We start from the raw sequence: 16,230 nt of genomic DNA on the forward strand, positions 1-16,230 counted from the left end.
GACGAGTGTTAGTTTCGTATTCAACGTGTGCTGTTGAGATTGTAATACCGCGCTCTCTTTCTTCAGGAGCATTGTCGATATCTGCATAATCTTTAAATTCACCACCTTGAGCTTCAGCCATTACTTTAGTCATTGCAGCAGTTAATGTTGTTTTACCATGGTCAACATGGCCAATTGTGCCAACGTTTACATGGGGTTTGGTTCTTTCAAATTTTTCTTTTGACATTTTATCTTCCTCTTTGTTTAGAACATTTAATTACTGGAGCTCACCAGCGGATTTGAACCGCCGACCTCTTCCTTACCAAGGAAGTGCTCTACCGACTGAGCTAGGTGAGCACAACCTTGCACTTGGAGCGGGTAACGAGAATCGAACTCGTCTCATTGGCTTGGAAGGCCAAGGTAATACCAATATACGATACCCGCAAAATCTTTTTGTTTATGGTGGTGAGAGAAGGATTCGAACCTTCGAAGCCAGAGGCGATGGATTTACAATCCACATACTTTAACCACTCGTAAATCTCACCGAAACAATCTTGAATTATCCCATAGGTAATTAGCCTTTGCAAGACTTAATTTGATGTTTTATTAGTTTTTTCTATAATCTAGACACGCCACTTGAAATTGCTGCGTCGTAAACTGCTTTTGGGACAATATCGATGAGCCTTTTATCAAATGGTTTTGGAATAATATAATCTTTACCAAAGCTGATTGAGTCGACGTTATAAGCTTGTAAAACATCTTCTGGAACTTCTAATTTTGCCAGTTCTTTAAGAGCGTGAACTGCCGCAATTTTCATCTCTATATTAATTTCGCTGGCTTTAGCATCTAATGCGCCACGAAAAATAAATGGAAAGCCTAGAACGTTATTAACTTGATTTGGATAGTCACTACGGCCTGTAGCCATAATCAAATCATCACGAACTGCATTGGCCTGGGCAGGTGAAATTTCAGGATCTGGATTGGACAAGGCAAATACAATTGGATTGTCAGCCATAGACCTTACCATGTCTTGTGACACTAAGTTGGCAGAAGCCACGCCAACAAATATATCACACTCTTGCATTGCATCAGCTAACGTTGTTTTGTCAGTTTTTGAAATGTAATCTTGCTTTTCTCGGCTTAGCCCTTGACGAGAATTATTTATAACTCCTTTTGAATCCACCAATAAAATATTTGATTTTTTAAATCCAAGTTCGCATAGCAAATCAAGTGTAGCAATACCAGCCGCACCCGCCCCTAAACAAGTTAATTTTGCAGTTTCAGGCTCCTTGCCTTGAATTTCTAACGCATTTAAAAGTCCTGCTGCAATAATAATAGCAGTACCATGTTGATCATCATGAAAAACCGGAATATCTAAATCCTTAATCAGTCTCTGTTCAATCTCAAAACATCGGGGTGCGGAAATATCTTCCAGGTTAATTCCTCCAAATGTTGGCGCAATATTTTTAACCGTTTGCACAAATTCATCGACATCTTGGGTATCAACTTCAATATTAAAAACATCAATATCAGCAAATTGCTTAAACAGCACGCCCTTACCTTCCATTACTGGTTTTGCTGCCAACGGCCCAACATTGCCCAAGCCTAATACCGCCGAACCGTCAGAGATAACAGCCACCAAATTACCCTTAATTGTATAGTCATATACCAGCTCTGGATTCTTGGCAATCTCTCTAACAGGTGCTGCCACACCAGGTGTGTATGCTAAAGATAAATCGTGATGGGTATCGAGTGCCTTGTGTGAAGATACTTGTATTTTTCCGGGGCGCTCGCCCTTGTGATAATCTAAGGCTAATTTGTGAAACTCTTTGCTCATTTTTGGGTTAATATTGTATTCAAGATAAGGTTGATATTATATAAGTATTAATTGGAAGTTATTATGGTTAATAAAATCAGTATTGTGGGTGCTGGACGAGTTGGAGAAAGTGTCGCTCAAATTCTTGCCATTAAAAAACTTACTGAATGCATTGCGCTAATTGGTCGTGATGAGCGACGTACCAAGGGTATTGCGCTTGATATTCAAGAGACTGCTAGTGTTCATCAGTTTGATACTAAATTGACTGGAAGTGGCAATATATCGAACATCAAAGATTCTAGCATTGTTATTATTACTGCAGGCTCTCCACGAAAACCAGGCATGAATAGAGCTGACGTAATGTCAGTCAATCTTAAAATTATTGACGATATCATGAATGGTATTATTGAATATGCACCTGACGCCTATGTAATTGTTGTCTCTAACCCGGTGGATGTACTCACTTACTATGCCAGTAAAAAATCCAACTGGCCACGTAATCGAATCATAGGTCAAGCGGGTGTTTTAGATTCAATGAGAATGTCTAGTTTTATTGCCATGGAAACTAATTACTCCATTAACGATATTCAGGCCATGGTACTTGGTGGGCATGGTGACACCATGGTACCTTTGCCAAGATTTACGACTGTTAGCGGAATCTCAATTGAACATTTATTAGATCAAAAAACTATCGATCATATTGTGCAGCGTACACGTGATGGTGGCGCTGAAATTTTAAATCTCAAGCAAAAATCCAGTGCCTATGACGCGCCAGGTGCTGCCGTTGCAATGATGGTTGAGTCGATTGTTCAAAATAAACACCGATTATTGCCTTGTATCAGTATACTTGATGGGGAATACGGACAAGATAATATTGCTATTGGCGTACCAGTTGTATTAGGCAAGCATGGCATTGAAAAAATTGTAGAGTTGGATTTTACGGCCACGGAGCAAGAATCTTTCAACACTTCAGTTAAAACCATTAAAAACTTAATTCAAGCAATTAAACATTAAAGTAATGGATTGCGTGACCCTACTGCTTCCTCGATTGAAGTAAAGCCGTCTTTTTTAAGAAGCTCAACCAGTCCGCGATTAATTTCGCCAACCACCTGTGGACCTTCAAAGATCATACCTGTAATCATTTCAATAAGATTTGCACCAGAAGTGATCTTCTCATAAGCATCTTCTGCGTTAAAGACACCCCCCACACCTATAATGGTTATTTTTCCTCGGGTTCTTTGGTAGACATGACGAATTACATTAGTTGAAATTCTCTGTACCGGTAAGCCACTCAGCGCGCCCTTGTCAAACGTCAACTCATCTTTAAGATACTCGTCACTCATTGATGGTTTGGTTAAGTTGGTGAGCACCAAGCCGTCAATTTTGTGTTTTAAGCAAGCATCAACAATGGTGTTAATTTCATTTATCTCTAAATCAGCCGCCATTTTTATATAAACTGGTTTACATTCTTGTTTGGTCTTATCTAGTGCACTAAGCAATTCATCTAAATTTTTTTGATCAACAAAAGGCTCGCCATCTTGGGTGTTTGGGCAAGAAATATTAATGGTGTAATAATGACCAATATCCGTAAATGCATTGACTGTTTTTAAATAATCGTCAATCGAATCTTGCAAATCAAAACTCGCAGCATTGTTAGTTTTGGCAGCGCTAATACCAATAGGTATCTTAAATTTTTTACCTTTTAATCTTTTAGCAATAGATTGGGCACCTTGGTTATTAAGGCCGTACCAGACTAAAATTGATTTAGATTTAACCAATCGAAATAAACGCCTACCTACTCCAGGATTTCCTGGACATACATCACCTGTAAAAGATCCCAACTCAGCAAAACCAAAACCAATCAATGGATAGGTGTCAGTAAGCTCTCCATCCTTGTCAAATCCTGCAGAAAGACCAATGGGATTATTATAGGTAATGCCATCAACTGTCGTATTAAGACTTTTATGCTGAAAATAGAACAAAGACTTGAGTACAAATCTACCAAATACACTACTTGACACAATCGATCCAAACCTCTTGAGTTGATTATGGGCATACTCTGCTTCCCATAAAAAAATAAGCGGCCTAATAATTATCCGGTAAACCAAATAATTAATACTCGCTCTTATTGAGTATATTAATTTCATAACAACCTCCAATTATTGGGATTTATAACTACATAATAGCACTCCATAAATAGAAATAATAATAATTCTTAAAATTTAATCTATAACACCAATAAATGTAACTTTTATACACAGCAACCACTAATACAATAGGGATTAATCGTCATTTAAAGCATCTGCATATATTTTTATAATAGTGGGTAAAAGTGGTTTTAAGTGGTATATAATGTTTATTTGTAACTACTTGAGGGGAGTTATAAAAAAATGAATATCTATCAACTTTAGGGAGAGAAATATGGAAGCTTTACTACAAACTTTTATCTACGCATCGGCAGCAGTTATCCTATCATTAGGGTTTGCAACTATTGTTTAATATTGAGTTAACATGTTTAGAGGGGTACACAATCTCAGTGTTGATGCAAAAGGACGAATAAAAGTCCCTACACGCCATCAAACGCAAATTAATGAAATTTGCGAAGGACAGATGGTGTTAAGCATCCACCCTGATGACAACTGTTTATTGCTATATCCTTTAAAAGAGTGGCAACTACTAGAGCAGAAAGTTAGCACATTGCCATCTTTAAATATACACACCAAACGTTTAAAACGAAAACTCATTGGCCATGCCACAGATTGTGAGCTAGATAAAGCAGCTCGAATTCTTATCCCTGGCGCCCTAAGAGACTATGCAAAAATTGGTAAAAAAATTGTGATGAGTGGTCAGGGTAATAATTTTGAATTATGGGATGAAGATAATTGGAATCAACAGCTTAGCAATTTAGATGCATTAAGCAAAAAAGAAGAGATTCCCGCTGAGGTTGCTCAACTATCATTATGATTTCTAATCATCACCAATCTGTGATGTTTAATGAGTCAATTGATGCGTTAAACCTAATCAATGATGGTATTTATATTGACGCAACCTTTGGTCGTGGCGGCCATTCTCAAGGAATATTAGACCAACTGGGTGATCAGGCTCAGCTTATAGCGTTTGATCAGGATTTAAGCGCCATTAACTATGCCAAAGAAAAATTCAATGATTCTCGTTTGACATTGATACACAGTCCTTTTTCGCAAATGCATGTGGTAATAAACGAGATGGGCTTAAGCGGGAAAATCAATGGTATTCTAATGGATCTAGGCGTATCTTCTCCACAACTCGATAATGCTGATAGAGGCTTTAGTTTTAATGCAGATGGCCCCTTAGACATGCGCATGAATCAAACGATAGGGTTGAGCGCTGCACAATGGTTAGCGCAAGCCAATGAAGAAGACATAGCAAATGTAATATATCAATTTGGTGATGAAAAAAAATCGCGCCATATCGCCTCACGAATCAAGAAATTTCAACTTCAACAGCCACTAGAAACCACACTACAATTAGCCAATATTGTCAGTGAGGTGGTAAGAGGACAAAAGAAAAAACATCCAGCAACACGAACATTTCAAGCGATACGCATTTATATCAATCAAGAATTAAAGCAATTGACAGAAACGCTTGAAAATTCAAAACAGATACTAGCCACTAATGGTCGCCTTTCTATTATTAGCTTTCATTCAATAGAAGATCGAATTGTAAAGCGCTTTATTCAAAAAAACTCACGGCAAAAAACCCTGCCTAAAGGGTTACCAGTATTTGATCAAGCACTAGAAAAAACACCTTTTACTGATTTGGGCAAAAAATTCGCCAGCAAGGAAGAAGTTACACATAATAAGCGTTCTCGCAGTGCTATCTTGCGAGTTGCTAGTAAAAATTAGCAATATCCGTGTGATACTATAACTTTTAAATGAGTAATCTGCGTCAATGAGCAATCATAAAACAAAAAACAACCTTAAACAATCCAAACAGCAATAAAGTGGGTGCAGATGAGACTAAAAATTCTATCAAATTAAGGTTAAGCTATGAAAATATCACGGCTTAACACAGTATTTAAAAAGATACAGTTACTTAAATTTGTTCAGGTACAGGGGCATTGGCGCCGACAGGGTTTTGTTAAATTTGTTTTTGTTAGTCTATTTGCGCTGTTCTCTTACCATGCCACTTCAATATCTACATATGACAATCAGAAATACTCTATTCAAGATAGGGCTCAGAAACAGGCTAATAAAAAACAAATCATAGAGGCAAGAAGAGGAGATGTATTGGATCGGCATGGCAATATCTTAGCCAGTTCAAGATTATTAAAAAAAATCATATTAGATCCTAGCTTAATTCATACGGCCTTTATCCCTAAACTGGCTGAAGCACTAGCAATGGATGAAAAAAAACTAAGTGATCTTTTAGCTAAAAAAAGAAAAATCAAGTCACAGTATCTACCCATTAAAAAAAATATAACACTCACCGATCCAATTTTGGACCGTCTTAAATCTTTAAGAAAACTACGAATAGAAGTGTGCAGAGATAGGGAAATTAGAGAAAAGATTAGTCTGATCGATAAAATTCTTAATAAAATACATTGGCAGTCTGTTACAGGTGAGAAAAAAATAATAACTCGATGCAAGAAAGAAAGAATCGGGCGTTTTGCATTTGATATACAACAGGATAGTCAGCGTTACTACCCAAAATCAGCATCCTTGGCGCCACTATTAGGGCGTGTTAATTCGACAAATAAAGGTAGATCTGGCATTGAAGGTGAATTTGAAAATGTCCTAGCTGGCAAAAATGGTAAGTCACACTTAAACTATATCAATAATCACAATAAAGCCTACTTCAACCCTCAAATTGAACATGAATTACGCCATGGTGGAGATATCGAATTGACCATTGATACTGATATTCAATACCATGCATATGCAGCAATTAAAAAATCCGTTTTAAAGCATGATGCAGACTCAGGTTCAGCCATTATATTGGCGCCAAATGGAGAGATATTGGCTATGGCCAATTATCCAGCTGATGACCCAAATGACAAGAGCGTTTATAATCCAAGTCATTATCGAAATCGGATATTGTCTGACAAAGTTGAGCCAGGATCGACCATGAAGCCGTTCACCATGTTGTTAGCACTTGAGCAAAACAAGATTACTGCAACAGATGATGAGCTCATAGATGTTAGCAAATCAATTGGTCATATTAAATCCAATAAAGAAGTTAGAAGATATGGAGATGCAATTACGATTAAGAAAATTCTCCAAAAGTCACATAATCTTGGCACAGTAAATGTTTCTGAACGACTTAGCAAGGAAGATATGTATCACACATGGAGTCAACTTGGTTTTGGCCATCCATTAGGATTAATCCCCAGTATTGAAAACTCCGGTTTATTAAGACATTCTTATGAGTGGTCGTTAAGTGATAAACGTGCACTTTCATATGGATATGGACCTATGAATACAAATCTTGCTCAACTTGCTAGAGCTTATCTAGTTTTTGCTAATGAAGGCTCTATCCCCCCTCTAAAATTAGTTAAAAATATAAGTGCATACGAGTCTACTGAAAAAGTTTTTAGTAAAAAATCTACAGATAAAATTGCTGAATTATTAGATTCAGTTGCATCTGATGACGGCTCTGGCTACCGGGCAATAATTAAAGGCTATGATATTGCTGGAAAGACTGGTACTGCCGAAATGCTTGTCGATGGAAAATATAATAAAAAAGGCGCTAAACGCACTTTTTTTACAGGTTTTGTGCCTGTAAAAAATCCAAAATATATCATGGCCGTCAGACTAGACTATCCTAAGAAATGTCCAGCAAGTTGGGACTCTAGTGTGAACATCAAATGCCAAGGATCAAACACGGCGGCTATGGTCTTTCATGATGCCATGAGCGGCATTCTAACCAACGACAGTTCCATCAAGCTAAATTCAAAATAATTAACTCTTTAGTTTATTTTTAAGAATACCTTGCATGATTTTTTGCTGTTCTTCTAATGTATGCGCTTGGTGAATAGAGGTTTTTAACTTCTCACCACTCTGCTGCTTTTCTATCGTATTTAAAATAAACAAAAATTCTTCTCGGGCTTGAGATTCGCTTAAAAACGGCTCAAGTGTGCATAACTGATTTAATCGGTTAAAAATACCTTGCTGACTTTGAAAGGGTTTGATTAGATCTGCCTGAGAGGTGTCAACATCTATTTGTGCTGATCGAATTAATTCTAATAATACTTGTGAGTTTTCGATATTCCTAACTCTAACCTCGACAGTTGCGTCAGCCAAAACAGGGTAGTTAAGCACCAATGTAATCATTTTAGCCATTAGCGCTTTTATATTTGCGCGCATAACTACAGGAGTCGTTTCAACCTGAGAATATTCGGAGAATTCAGAAAAATCCATATCTCTATTTTCCGCATACTCTGACTCTATATCAAAATAGACGGGCGGTTGCTCTTGAACCTGACTTGACCCTTGAGATTGAGACTGTTTATCATTAAAAATAAGTAAAACTTGCTCAATACTTTGACCAACTATTTGGGCCAACCCTTCTATTAATTGTTGCTGGTAAATTTCATAATTAATCGATTTAATTAAAACAGCCACTTTTTCTAAAAATAGTGTTTTCCCTTCAATTGTATCAAAATCAACTTCAGACTTGATGTGATCAAACAAAAATTTAGATAAAGGTTGTGCTTTATCTATACGCTGTTCAAACGCTTTAGTAGACTCTTTTTTAACTAAAGTATCAGGATCTTCACCATCTGGTAAAAATAAAAATTTAAATGTTATGCCGGCTTTAATCATTGGCAATGTGATTTTTAACGCCTTCCACGCAGCTGCTCGGCCTGCCTCATCGCCATCAAAACAAAACACAACAACATTGGTGGTACGCATTAATATCTGTAAATGCTCTGATGTCGTTGCTGTACCCAAAGTTGCAACAACGTTAGTAATGCCTGCTTGATGGAGGGCTACTACATCCATATAACCTTCAACAACCAAGATGTGATTAATAGACCTTGAATATTTTCGAGCATGATGTAGACCGTACAGTTCTCTAGATTTTGAAAAAATAGTACTTTCCGATGAATTTAGATATTTAGCCTTAATATCACGCTCAAACGCCCTACCGCCAAAAGCAATAATATCGCCTTTGGCATTGTGTATTGGGAACATTAAGCGATCGCGAAAAAAATCGTAATCACCATACTGACCTTCTTTGATCAATCCAAGTGTTTTTAAATCGAGAATGTCTTGCTCACTATTTTCGAAATGAAGCAATAAGTCTTTATTGCTTGGTGGCGCAAAACCCAATTCAAAACGCTTAGCAATAACGCCACTAATTCCTCTAGCTTTAGCATACGTTACCGCTTTATCTTTAGCTGGTGAATTTCGCAATTGAGCAATATAAAATTCACCCACTTTTTTAGATAAGACTCGATAACGCTCGAGTCTTGGATCAATAGGCTTTGAATTAGAATCATATTCAATTGCCAATCCAAACTCACTAGCAATCGTTTCAATTGCTTCAACAAAATTTAAGTTATCAAATTTTTGAATAAAACTAATAGCACCACCACTCTCACCACACTTAAAACAGTGATAAAATTGCTTATGCACATTAACCGAAAAATTGCTATTTTTACCGCCATGAAATGGGCAAGGAGCGCGATAATCACTGCCAGTTTTTTTAAGTGGTACGCGTTTATTAACCAAATCAACAAGATCAATTTGATTAGGGAGATCATCAATAAAGCTCTGACTAATATAAGGCATAAACTGTATTTTAATGAATAATCAAAAATTTTATCATCCTAAATTTCTACCTACTTGGCTACTCATCGGTTTAATGAGGCTAGGCGCCAAACTCCCTTTTAAAGCTCAGGTTTTGTTAGGTGGAATTATTGGAAAATTACTATACTCTTTGCTTAATCGATTTCGAAATATTGCTTTTACTAATATTTCTAGATGTTTTCCTAACAAGACAAAATCCGAAGTTGAAGAATTGGTTAAGCAAAATTTTAAAGCAATTGGTATTTCTATTTTTGAAACTGCAAACGCCTATTTCGCTACGAATAACAAAGTTGAATCTATGCTCAAAATTAAAAATGAGCATCATCTCACCAATGCACTAAACAACGATCAAAGTGTCATTTTGCTTGCCGCACACTTTATGCCACTAATGCTCGGTTCAAGAGCGTTATTATTAAAGCACAATATTGCTAATATATATCGACCACAAAATAATATTTTATTTGATGAAGTCATGCGAAAAGGGTTTGTTAATAATGGCGCTGTTATGATCAAAACTAAGGATACAAGATCTATGCTCAAAGCCATTAAAAATAAATTGCCTATTTGGTATGCGCCAGATCAAGATTTAGGACCCGAGAGGTGTGTCTTTGCGCCTTTTTTTAATATTCAAACAGCAACTGTGTCTGCTACTGCACGCATTGCTAAAGGTGACAATACCGTTGTCATACCTTACTTTTTTGTTAGGACTGAATCTGGTTACCGAATGGAATTTCAAAATCCAATTGAAAACTACCCTGATAATGATCCTGCTATTAGTGCAAGTATCACTAACAAAATCTTAGAAGCTCAGATATTACAACATCCAGAACAATACCTATGGATTCACAGGCGCTTTAAAACTCGCCCAGAAGGTGAAGGTGAATTTTATTAACTTATTTACATGAACTATTGGAACAATTAATCAAATTAGCGTATAATTCACCCTTTATTATTTTCAGTTTCAAAATTATTTATTATGTCAATTGATACACAAGCAATTATCAAAGAATACCAAACTACAGATGGCGACACAGGCTCTACTAATGTGCAAGTCGCTTTATTAACTGCTCGCATTAAACATTTAACTGAGCATTTTCAAACGCACAAAAAAGACCATCACTCAAGAAGAGGTCTTTTACGTTTAGTTTCTCAACGTAAAAAATTACTAACTTACCTTAGAGGCACAAATGTGAATGCATACTCTGATTTGATTTCACGCCTAGGTCTTAGAAAATAATTTAATTTATTTTCATAAAAGCCCCTTTTTGGGGCTTTTTTTATGTCCACTCAATAGTAAAATTAGCCACATGGAGCTTTCACCCACTTATCAAAAAATTGACGATTTATTGGATCGTTCAAAAATTCTGGCTGCTCACCTTCGGCTCGAAGAAAAACAAGGTCGCTTAGAAGAAGTGTTACTTGAAATGGAAAATCCAGATATTTGGTCAAATCCGGAAGTGGCGCAAGCATTAAGCCGAGAAAAAACAACACTGGAAAACGTTTGCCAAACTTTTATACAGGCTGACAATATTCTATCTGCTGCTAGCGAATTACTTGAAATGGCTCAAAGCGAAAACGATGAAGAGACAGCTGATGGCGTCAAAGATGATCTTAACTCTGTCGAAGAGTCAATTGCGAGACTAGAATTTGAACGCATGTTTAGCGGCGATTTAGATGCTAATTCAGCTTATTTAGACATACAATCAGGATCGGGTGGTACAGAAGCTCAAGATTGGGCAGAAATGGTATTACGCATGTATCTACGCTGGGGAGAGAAGCACAAATTTAAAGTAACACTAATGGAGGCTTCTGCAGGTGAAGTGGCCGGCATCAAATCTGCAACCATTCATATGCAAGGTGAATACGCTTATGGTTGGCTTCGGAGTGAAATCGGCATCCATCGGTTGGTTAGAAAATCTCCTTTTAATGCCAATGGTAAGCGTCACACCTCATTTTGCTCGGTATTTGTTTCCCCTGAGGTAGATGACAATATTGATATTGAAATCAATAAAACAGACATACGTATCGACACCTACCGTGCTAGTGGCGCTGGTGGTCAGCATGTTAACAAAACAGATTCTGCCGTACGTATTACTCACTTACCAACCAATACGGTTGTTCAATGTCAAGACGGCAGATCGCAACATGCCAACAAAGATCAAGCCATGAAACAATTAAAATCAAAATTGTATGAGCTAGAAATGCAAAAGCGCAATAGTGAGAATCAAGAATTAGAAGATGCAAAATCAGATATTGGTTGGGGGCATCAGATTCGCTCATACGTGCTTGACCAATCACGAATTAAAGACTTACGTACCGGTGTTGAATCAACCAATACAGGCGATGTACTTGACGGAAACTTAGATAAATTTATTGAAGCTAGCCTCAAAGCTGGCCATTAGGAGAATATTATGACAACACATTATGACATGATCGCAATTGGCGCTGGATCTGGCGGCTTATCAGCTGTAGAAAGGGCTTCGGAATACGGTAAAAAATGTGCCGTGATTGAGGTTAAAACCATTGGTGGCACTTGTGTTAATGTAGGTTGCGTTCCCAAAAAAGTAATGTGGTTCGCCGCTAATACCGCTACACAGATTAACAGTGCCAAAGGCTTTGGCTTTGACGTAGATCTTAAAAGCTTCTCTTGGAAAAAGCTTAAGAAAGGTCGCGATAATTATATTAATGGTATAACCACTTGGTACGATGGCTACCTAGAAGATTTAGGAATAGACTATATTCATGGCTTCGGTAAGCTTGTTGATAAAAACACTGTTGCAGTTGATGGAAAACAATATACAGCAGATCATATTGTTCTATCTCCTGGCGGAGAGCCATTTGTTCCGCCAATTAAGGGTAGTGAACAAGGTATTACCTCTGATGGATTCTTTGAGCTAGAAGAGCTACCAGAGAAAGTTGCAGTTATTGGTGGTGGCTACATCGGCGTTGAACTTGCAGGCGTATTAAATGCACTAGGGTCAAAGGTTGAATTGTTTGAAATGGCTGATACACTACTTACTGGTTTTGACTCAACAATACAAAATACACTGATTAAGGACTACACAAATCACGGTATTGAAATTCATACAGATACTCAAATTCAGTCTATTACATCTAATAAAGTTATTCACACAAATAAAGGTGAATTTGGTGAATTTGACACAATAATTTGGGCAGTTGGCCGCAAGCCAATGACTCAAGACCTAGGGTTAGATGACGCTGGCATCGTTTACAATAAACACGGCTTTATTCCAACTGATAAATTTCAGGTGACTAATATTGACAATGTATTTGCCCTAGGTGATGCGACTGGTCGCACACCATTGACGCCAGTTGCTATTGCTGCTGGAAGACGACTTTCTGATCGCTTATATAATAATATGAGTGATAGGCACTTAAATTATGACAATATTGCGACAGTCGTTTTTTCTCATCCACCGATTGGCACCATTGGATTAACCGAAGATGAGGCTAACAAAAAATTTGACAAGGTAAAGATCTATAAATCAGAGTTTACACCAATGTCAGATGCACTATTAGATCACAAGACCACTACAGCGCTTAAATTAGTATGCGCAGGCGATGACGAAAAAGTAGTTGGCTGTCATATTATGGGGCATGGTGCTGATGAGATGCTACAAGGCTTTGCGGTAGCAATCAAGATGGGTGCCACCAAAGAGCAATTTGATAATACAGTCGCGATTCATCCAAGTAGTGCAGAAGAGTTGGTAACCATGCGTTAAACATTGTTGAACTTATACTACCCATATAATCGTAGTGCAAATTTAGTGCACTACTTATATATAAAAGACCTCTATCCAAACAAAGATAAAAATTAACGCTTGTTTAATTTTCGCCATTTATATGGTTTAACTGGGAGCGTATCAAAACCCCAAAAACCGATTTTTTCAGTTCGGGCAACTTTCTCCTCTTGTTTGTAGGTATCTTTGTAAGAAAAAGCCATGCCTGATTCAATCATCCGCTTACCAACATTAACTTCGCCTTTATATACACGCACCAAGATACGCTGGTAATTATCAATGCCAACAGGCAAAATAACCAGCTCTCCTGGTAAGCTTTTAAGTAGTTTATGTAAATATCGCTTAGATAACTGACCACAATCAATTATTTGATCAACATATTTTCGGCACGTTTGATTTAATTCTGGAGTATCAATGCCTGCAATACGCATTTGCAAACTAATACTATCTCCATCAACAATATAAAATGATTTATGGCTATCTAATGAAAAATGATTAATAGTGGCAAGCACATTGAGAGAAACAAACAAGCTAAAAATAAATAATTTCATCTATTGTTATAGTGGCGGTAAAATTAATCATTTTAGCTGATCATTAACACGGCCTATGAACGCATTAGCGCAAGTAAAATTTGACGACCAGGGTCTAATTCCTGCCATTTCACAAGATTATAAAACTGGTGAAATTCTTATGTTTGCATGGATGAATAAAGAGGCATTAACACTAACTATTGAAAAACAACAGGCAGTGTATTATTCACGTTCTAGAAAAAAACTTTGGTTCAAAGGTGAAGAGTCGGGTCATACACAAGTTATTAAAGAAATTTATAGCGACTGTGATCAAGATGTTATTCTACTCAAAATTAAACAAATCGGTGGTATTGCTTGTCATACTGGCCGTGCTTCATGCTTCTTTCACAAGTTAAACGATGACAAATGGCATTCAACAAAAGATGTCATAAAAGACCCAAAGGATATATATGGATAATATTTTTAAACAGCTAGAAGAAATATTAGAGCAGCGCAAAAACGCCAATGCTGACAACTCTTATGTATCATCTTTATATCAAAAAGGCACTGACGAGATTTTAAAAAAAATCGGTGAAGAGTCTGCAGAAGTCATTATGGCTACAAAGGATGATGATAAAAACAAAATTATCTATGAAGTTACAGATTTATGGTTTCATACGATGGTATTACTGCGACACAAGAATATAAACATGGATAAAATAGAGCAAGAATTATCCAGACGCTTTGGCTTGTCGGGGTTAGAAGAAAAAGCCAATAGAAACAAATAAAACAAAACAGTAGGAGAGAATTATGATGCCAGGACCTTTTGAACTAATTATTATATTAGTAATCGTATTAGTACTTTTTGGTGGTAAACGCTTAAAGAATATTGGTGGGGACTTAGGTAACGCCATCAAAGGTTTTAAAAAATCAATGAAAGATGGTGAAAACAACAAGCTAGACGATAAGGATGAAATCATTGAAGCAAAAGTTGTTGATGACAACAAAGATAAAGCAACAGATAAAAAATAAAGTCAGATAATGTTTGATGTTGGCTTTTGGGAATTTGCCCTAATTGGTGTTATTACCCTTATTATTGTGGGTCCCGAACGCATGCCTAGTATCGCTAGAGCAGCTGGGCGATATGCAGGTAAGGCTAAACGATTTATTGCCAAAATTCAAGATGATGTTAGCGAGGAGCTTGAGGTTGATAAACTGAAAGATCAACTCAATACCATGGACAAGGAGTCAAATATTGTTGAAATATTTGACGAAGCTAAAGGCACAATCAATGACATTAAAAATGATGTCAATAACAAAAAATCATGACTCCTAAAGAAATGACTTTTGTTCAACATTTGGTTGAACTACGTGACGTTCTATTGCGCTCAGTCGTAGCTATATTAGTCATCTTTATCAGTCTATTTCCTTTTGCTAATGAAGTTTATAGTTTTATAGCTGCACCAATAATTAGTGTACTCCCGCAGGGAAGCAATATCATTGCTATAGGAGTTATATCTCCTTTTTTAACTCCACTTAAAATGGCACTTATTATCGCTGTCTATCTTGCAATGCCATATTTACTATATCAAATTTGGAAATTCATCGCCCCTGCCCTTTATATCCATGAAAAGCAGATGATCGTCCCTTTGGTGATTTCCTCTACTATTTTGTTTTATGCTGGCCTACTATTTTCTTTCTATATTGTTTTTCCGGTCATTTTTGGATTTTTATCAAGTATTGGCCCTAGTATTGTTGACTTTACACCTGATATTCAATATTACTTAGATTTTGTCCTAAAAGTATCTTTTGCCTTTGGTGTGGCGTTTGAAGTGCCGATTGCCACCATACTTTTAATTATGTTTGGTGTTACCACAGTTGAAAATCTTAAGAAAAATCGTCCTTATGTTGTGATTGGCGCATTCGTACTCGGCATGCTACTCACACCACCTGACATTATTTCTCAGACTTTGATTGCCATTCCAATGTGGCTATTATTTGAAGCTGGACTTATTTTTGCACCACTATTTACACGTAAAGAAAATAACTCAGAGTCAAATGACATTGATCCAGATAATAATCCCGATCAGCCGTCAAAGAAAACTACCAAAGAAGACGAGGAAAAAGAAGATTGGAATGATGACGAATTTGACGCTGAAATGGATAAAATCGATGCTGAATTCGAAAAACTGGAAAATGACAGTCTATCAGACAAAAAATCTTAAATTGTTATTAATTAACCAAGCAGTTCAAACGCACTAATAACACTTTCAGACACCTCAACAATACGCTTATTCTTATCCATAGCCATCTTGCGCAATGATTGATACGCCTCATCTTCGTTAATATCTTTATGCTTCATTAACAAGCCT

Annotated in this window: 19 protein-coding genes and 3 tRNA genes; 13 read left to right on the plus strand and 9 right to left on the minus strand. The window is 36.9% G+C overall.

Features of this window, described 5'->3' with window-relative positions; translation table 11 throughout:
• From P8M52_RS03590 to P8M52_RS03610, 5 genes are all read right to left on the minus strand, one after another.
• The coding region (locus tag P8M52_RS03590) for a GTP-binding protein (RefSeq protein WP_300307444.1) at positions 1-226 on the minus strand (226 nt) is incomplete at its 3' end.
• A gap of 34 nt (positions 227-260) precedes the next feature.
• Positions 261-336: transfer RNA gene (locus P8M52_RS03595), tRNA-Thr, on the minus strand.
• Positions 337-349: 13 nt separating this feature from the next.
• Positions 350-423 (minus strand) — tRNA-Gly (locus tag P8M52_RS03600).
• A 16-nt stretch (positions 424-439) separates the two neighbouring features.
• A tRNA-Tyr gene (locus P8M52_RS03605) sits at positions 440-524 on the minus strand.
• A 71-nt stretch (positions 525-595) separates the two neighbouring features.
• Positions 596-1,816: a malic enzyme-like NAD(P)-binding protein gene (locus tag P8M52_RS03610; protein WP_300307447.1), complete on the minus strand. Its 1,221-nt coding sequence runs from the start codon at positions 1,814-1,816 to the stop codon at positions 596-598.
• 60 nt (positions 1,817-1,876) lie between these two features.
• Here P8M52_RS03610 and mdh point away from each other — a divergent pair, with 60 nt between their 5' ends.
• Positions 1,877-2,809 (plus strand): malate dehydrogenase, encoded by a 933-nt coding sequence (gene mdh / locus P8M52_RS03615; RefSeq protein WP_300307496.1) that lies wholly within the window; start codon positions 1,877-1,879, stop codon positions 2,807-2,809.
• Here the strand turns inward: mdh and P8M52_RS03620 are convergent.
• Positions 2,806-3,942, minus strand: a complete 1,137-nt coding sequence (locus tag P8M52_RS03620; RefSeq protein WP_300307450.1) for a quinone-dependent dihydroorotate dehydrogenase — start codon at positions 3,940-3,942, stop codon at positions 2,806-2,808. The two genes, mdh and P8M52_RS03620, sit on opposite strands and share 4 nt — an antisense overlap.
• Positions 3,943-4,306: 364 nt before the next feature.
• Between P8M52_RS03620 and mraZ the strand changes: the two genes are divergently transcribed.
• From mraZ to P8M52_RS03635, 3 genes are all read left to right on the plus strand, one after another.
• Positions 4,307-4,759, plus strand: a complete 453-nt coding sequence (mraZ, locus tag P8M52_RS03625) for a division/cell wall cluster transcriptional repressor MraZ (protein WP_300307453.1) — start codon at positions 4,307-4,309, stop codon at positions 4,757-4,759.
• Entirely contained in the window at positions 4,756-5,679 is a 924-nt protein-coding gene (rsmH, locus tag P8M52_RS03630) for a 16S rRNA (cytosine(1402)-N(4))-methyltransferase RsmH (RefSeq protein ID WP_300307456.1), read from the plus strand. The genes mraZ and rsmH overlap by 4 nt, the downstream gene beginning before the upstream one ends.
• 144 nt (positions 5,680-5,823) lie before the next feature.
• Positions 5,824-7,734 carry a penicillin-binding protein 2 gene (locus P8M52_RS03635; RefSeq protein ID WP_300307459.1) on the plus strand — a complete coding sequence of 637 codons (1,911 nt, stop codon included), beginning with the start codon at positions 5,824-5,826 and terminating at the stop codon, positions 7,732-7,734.
• Here P8M52_RS03635 and dnaG read toward each other — a convergent pair whose 3' ends face one another.
• Entirely contained in the window at positions 7,735-9,570 is a 1,836-nt protein-coding gene (dnaG, locus tag P8M52_RS03640) for a DNA primase (RefSeq protein ID WP_300307461.1), read from the minus strand.
• Between the two features lie 13 nt (positions 9,571-9,583).
• Between dnaG and P8M52_RS03645 the strand changes: the two genes are divergently transcribed.
• From P8M52_RS03645 to gorA, 4 genes are all read left to right on the plus strand, one after another.
• The gene (locus P8M52_RS03645; protein WP_300307466.1) at positions 9,584-10,480 is read left to right on the plus strand and encodes a lipid A biosynthesis acyltransferase; all 897 of its coding nucleotides are present in this window, start codon (positions 9,584-9,586) and stop codon (positions 10,478-10,480) included.
• Positions 10,481-10,564: 84 nt separating this feature from the next.
• Complete coding sequence (rpsO, locus tag P8M52_RS03650) at positions 10,565-10,825, plus strand: 30S ribosomal protein S15 (protein WP_300307469.1); 261 nt, start codon at positions 10,565-10,567, stop codon at positions 10,823-10,825.
• A 70-nt stretch (positions 10,826-10,895) separates the two neighbouring features.
• A complete protein-coding gene (gene prfB / locus P8M52_RS03655) occupies positions 10,896-11,990 on the plus strand; it encodes a peptide chain release factor 2 (protein WP_300307471.1) in 1,095 nt (364 codons plus the stop codon).
• A 9-nt stretch (positions 11,991-11,999) separates the two neighbouring features.
• A complete protein-coding gene (gene gorA / locus P8M52_RS03660; protein WP_300307474.1) occupies positions 12,000-13,331 on the plus strand; it encodes a glutathione-disulfide reductase in 1,332 nt (443 codons plus the stop codon).
• 92 nt (positions 13,332-13,423) lie between these two features.
• Here the strand turns inward: gorA and P8M52_RS03665 are convergent, their stop codons facing one another.
• Positions 13,424-13,900 (minus strand): thermonuclease family protein, encoded by a 477-nt coding sequence (locus P8M52_RS03665; protein ID WP_300307477.1) that lies wholly within the window; start codon positions 13,898-13,900, stop codon positions 13,424-13,426.
• Positions 13,901-13,955: 55 nt separating this feature from the next.
• Here P8M52_RS03665 and hisI point away from each other — a divergent pair, with 55 nt between their 5' ends.
• From hisI to tatC, 5 genes are read left to right on the plus strand one after another with little or no spacing between them, the layout of a single operon-like run.
• Complete coding sequence (hisI, locus tag P8M52_RS03670) at positions 13,956-14,336, plus strand: phosphoribosyl-AMP cyclohydrolase (protein WP_300307480.1); 381 nt, start codon at positions 13,956-13,958, stop codon at positions 14,334-14,336.
• On the plus strand, positions 14,329-14,646 hold the full coding sequence (locus P8M52_RS03675) for a phosphoribosyl-ATP diphosphatase (RefSeq protein WP_300307483.1): 318 nt from the start codon (positions 14,329-14,331) through the stop codon (positions 14,644-14,646). Before hisI ends, P8M52_RS03675 begins: the two co-directional genes overlap by 8 nt.
• Positions 14,647-14,668: 22 nt before the next feature.
• Positions 14,669-14,890, plus strand: coding sequence for a twin-arginine translocase TatA/TatE family subunit (tatA, locus tag P8M52_RS03680; protein WP_300307486.1), 222 nt, complete (start codon positions 14,669-14,671; stop codon positions 14,888-14,890).
• Between the two features lie 9 nt (positions 14,891-14,899).
• Positions 14,900-15,187: a Sec-independent protein translocase protein TatB gene (tatB, locus tag P8M52_RS03685; protein ID WP_300307489.1), complete on the plus strand. Its 288-nt coding sequence runs from the start codon at positions 14,900-14,902 to the stop codon at positions 15,185-15,187.
• Positions 15,184-16,083, plus strand: a complete 900-nt coding sequence (gene tatC / locus P8M52_RS03690; protein ID WP_300307492.1) for a twin-arginine translocase subunit TatC — start codon at positions 15,184-15,186, stop codon at positions 16,081-16,083. Before tatB ends, tatC begins: the two co-directional genes overlap by 4 nt.
• Before the next feature lie 11 nt (positions 16,084-16,094).
• Here tatC and P8M52_RS03695 read toward each other — a convergent pair.
• Positions 16,095-16,230 (minus strand): ANTAR domain-containing protein (locus P8M52_RS03695; protein ID WP_363320147.1); only part of this gene is annotated, 136 nt, incomplete at its 5' end.

Source organism: Candidatus Thioglobus sp. (assembly GCF_029243085.1).
GTDB lineage: Bacteria > Pseudomonadota > Gammaproteobacteria > PS1 > Pseudothioglobaceae > Thioglobus_A.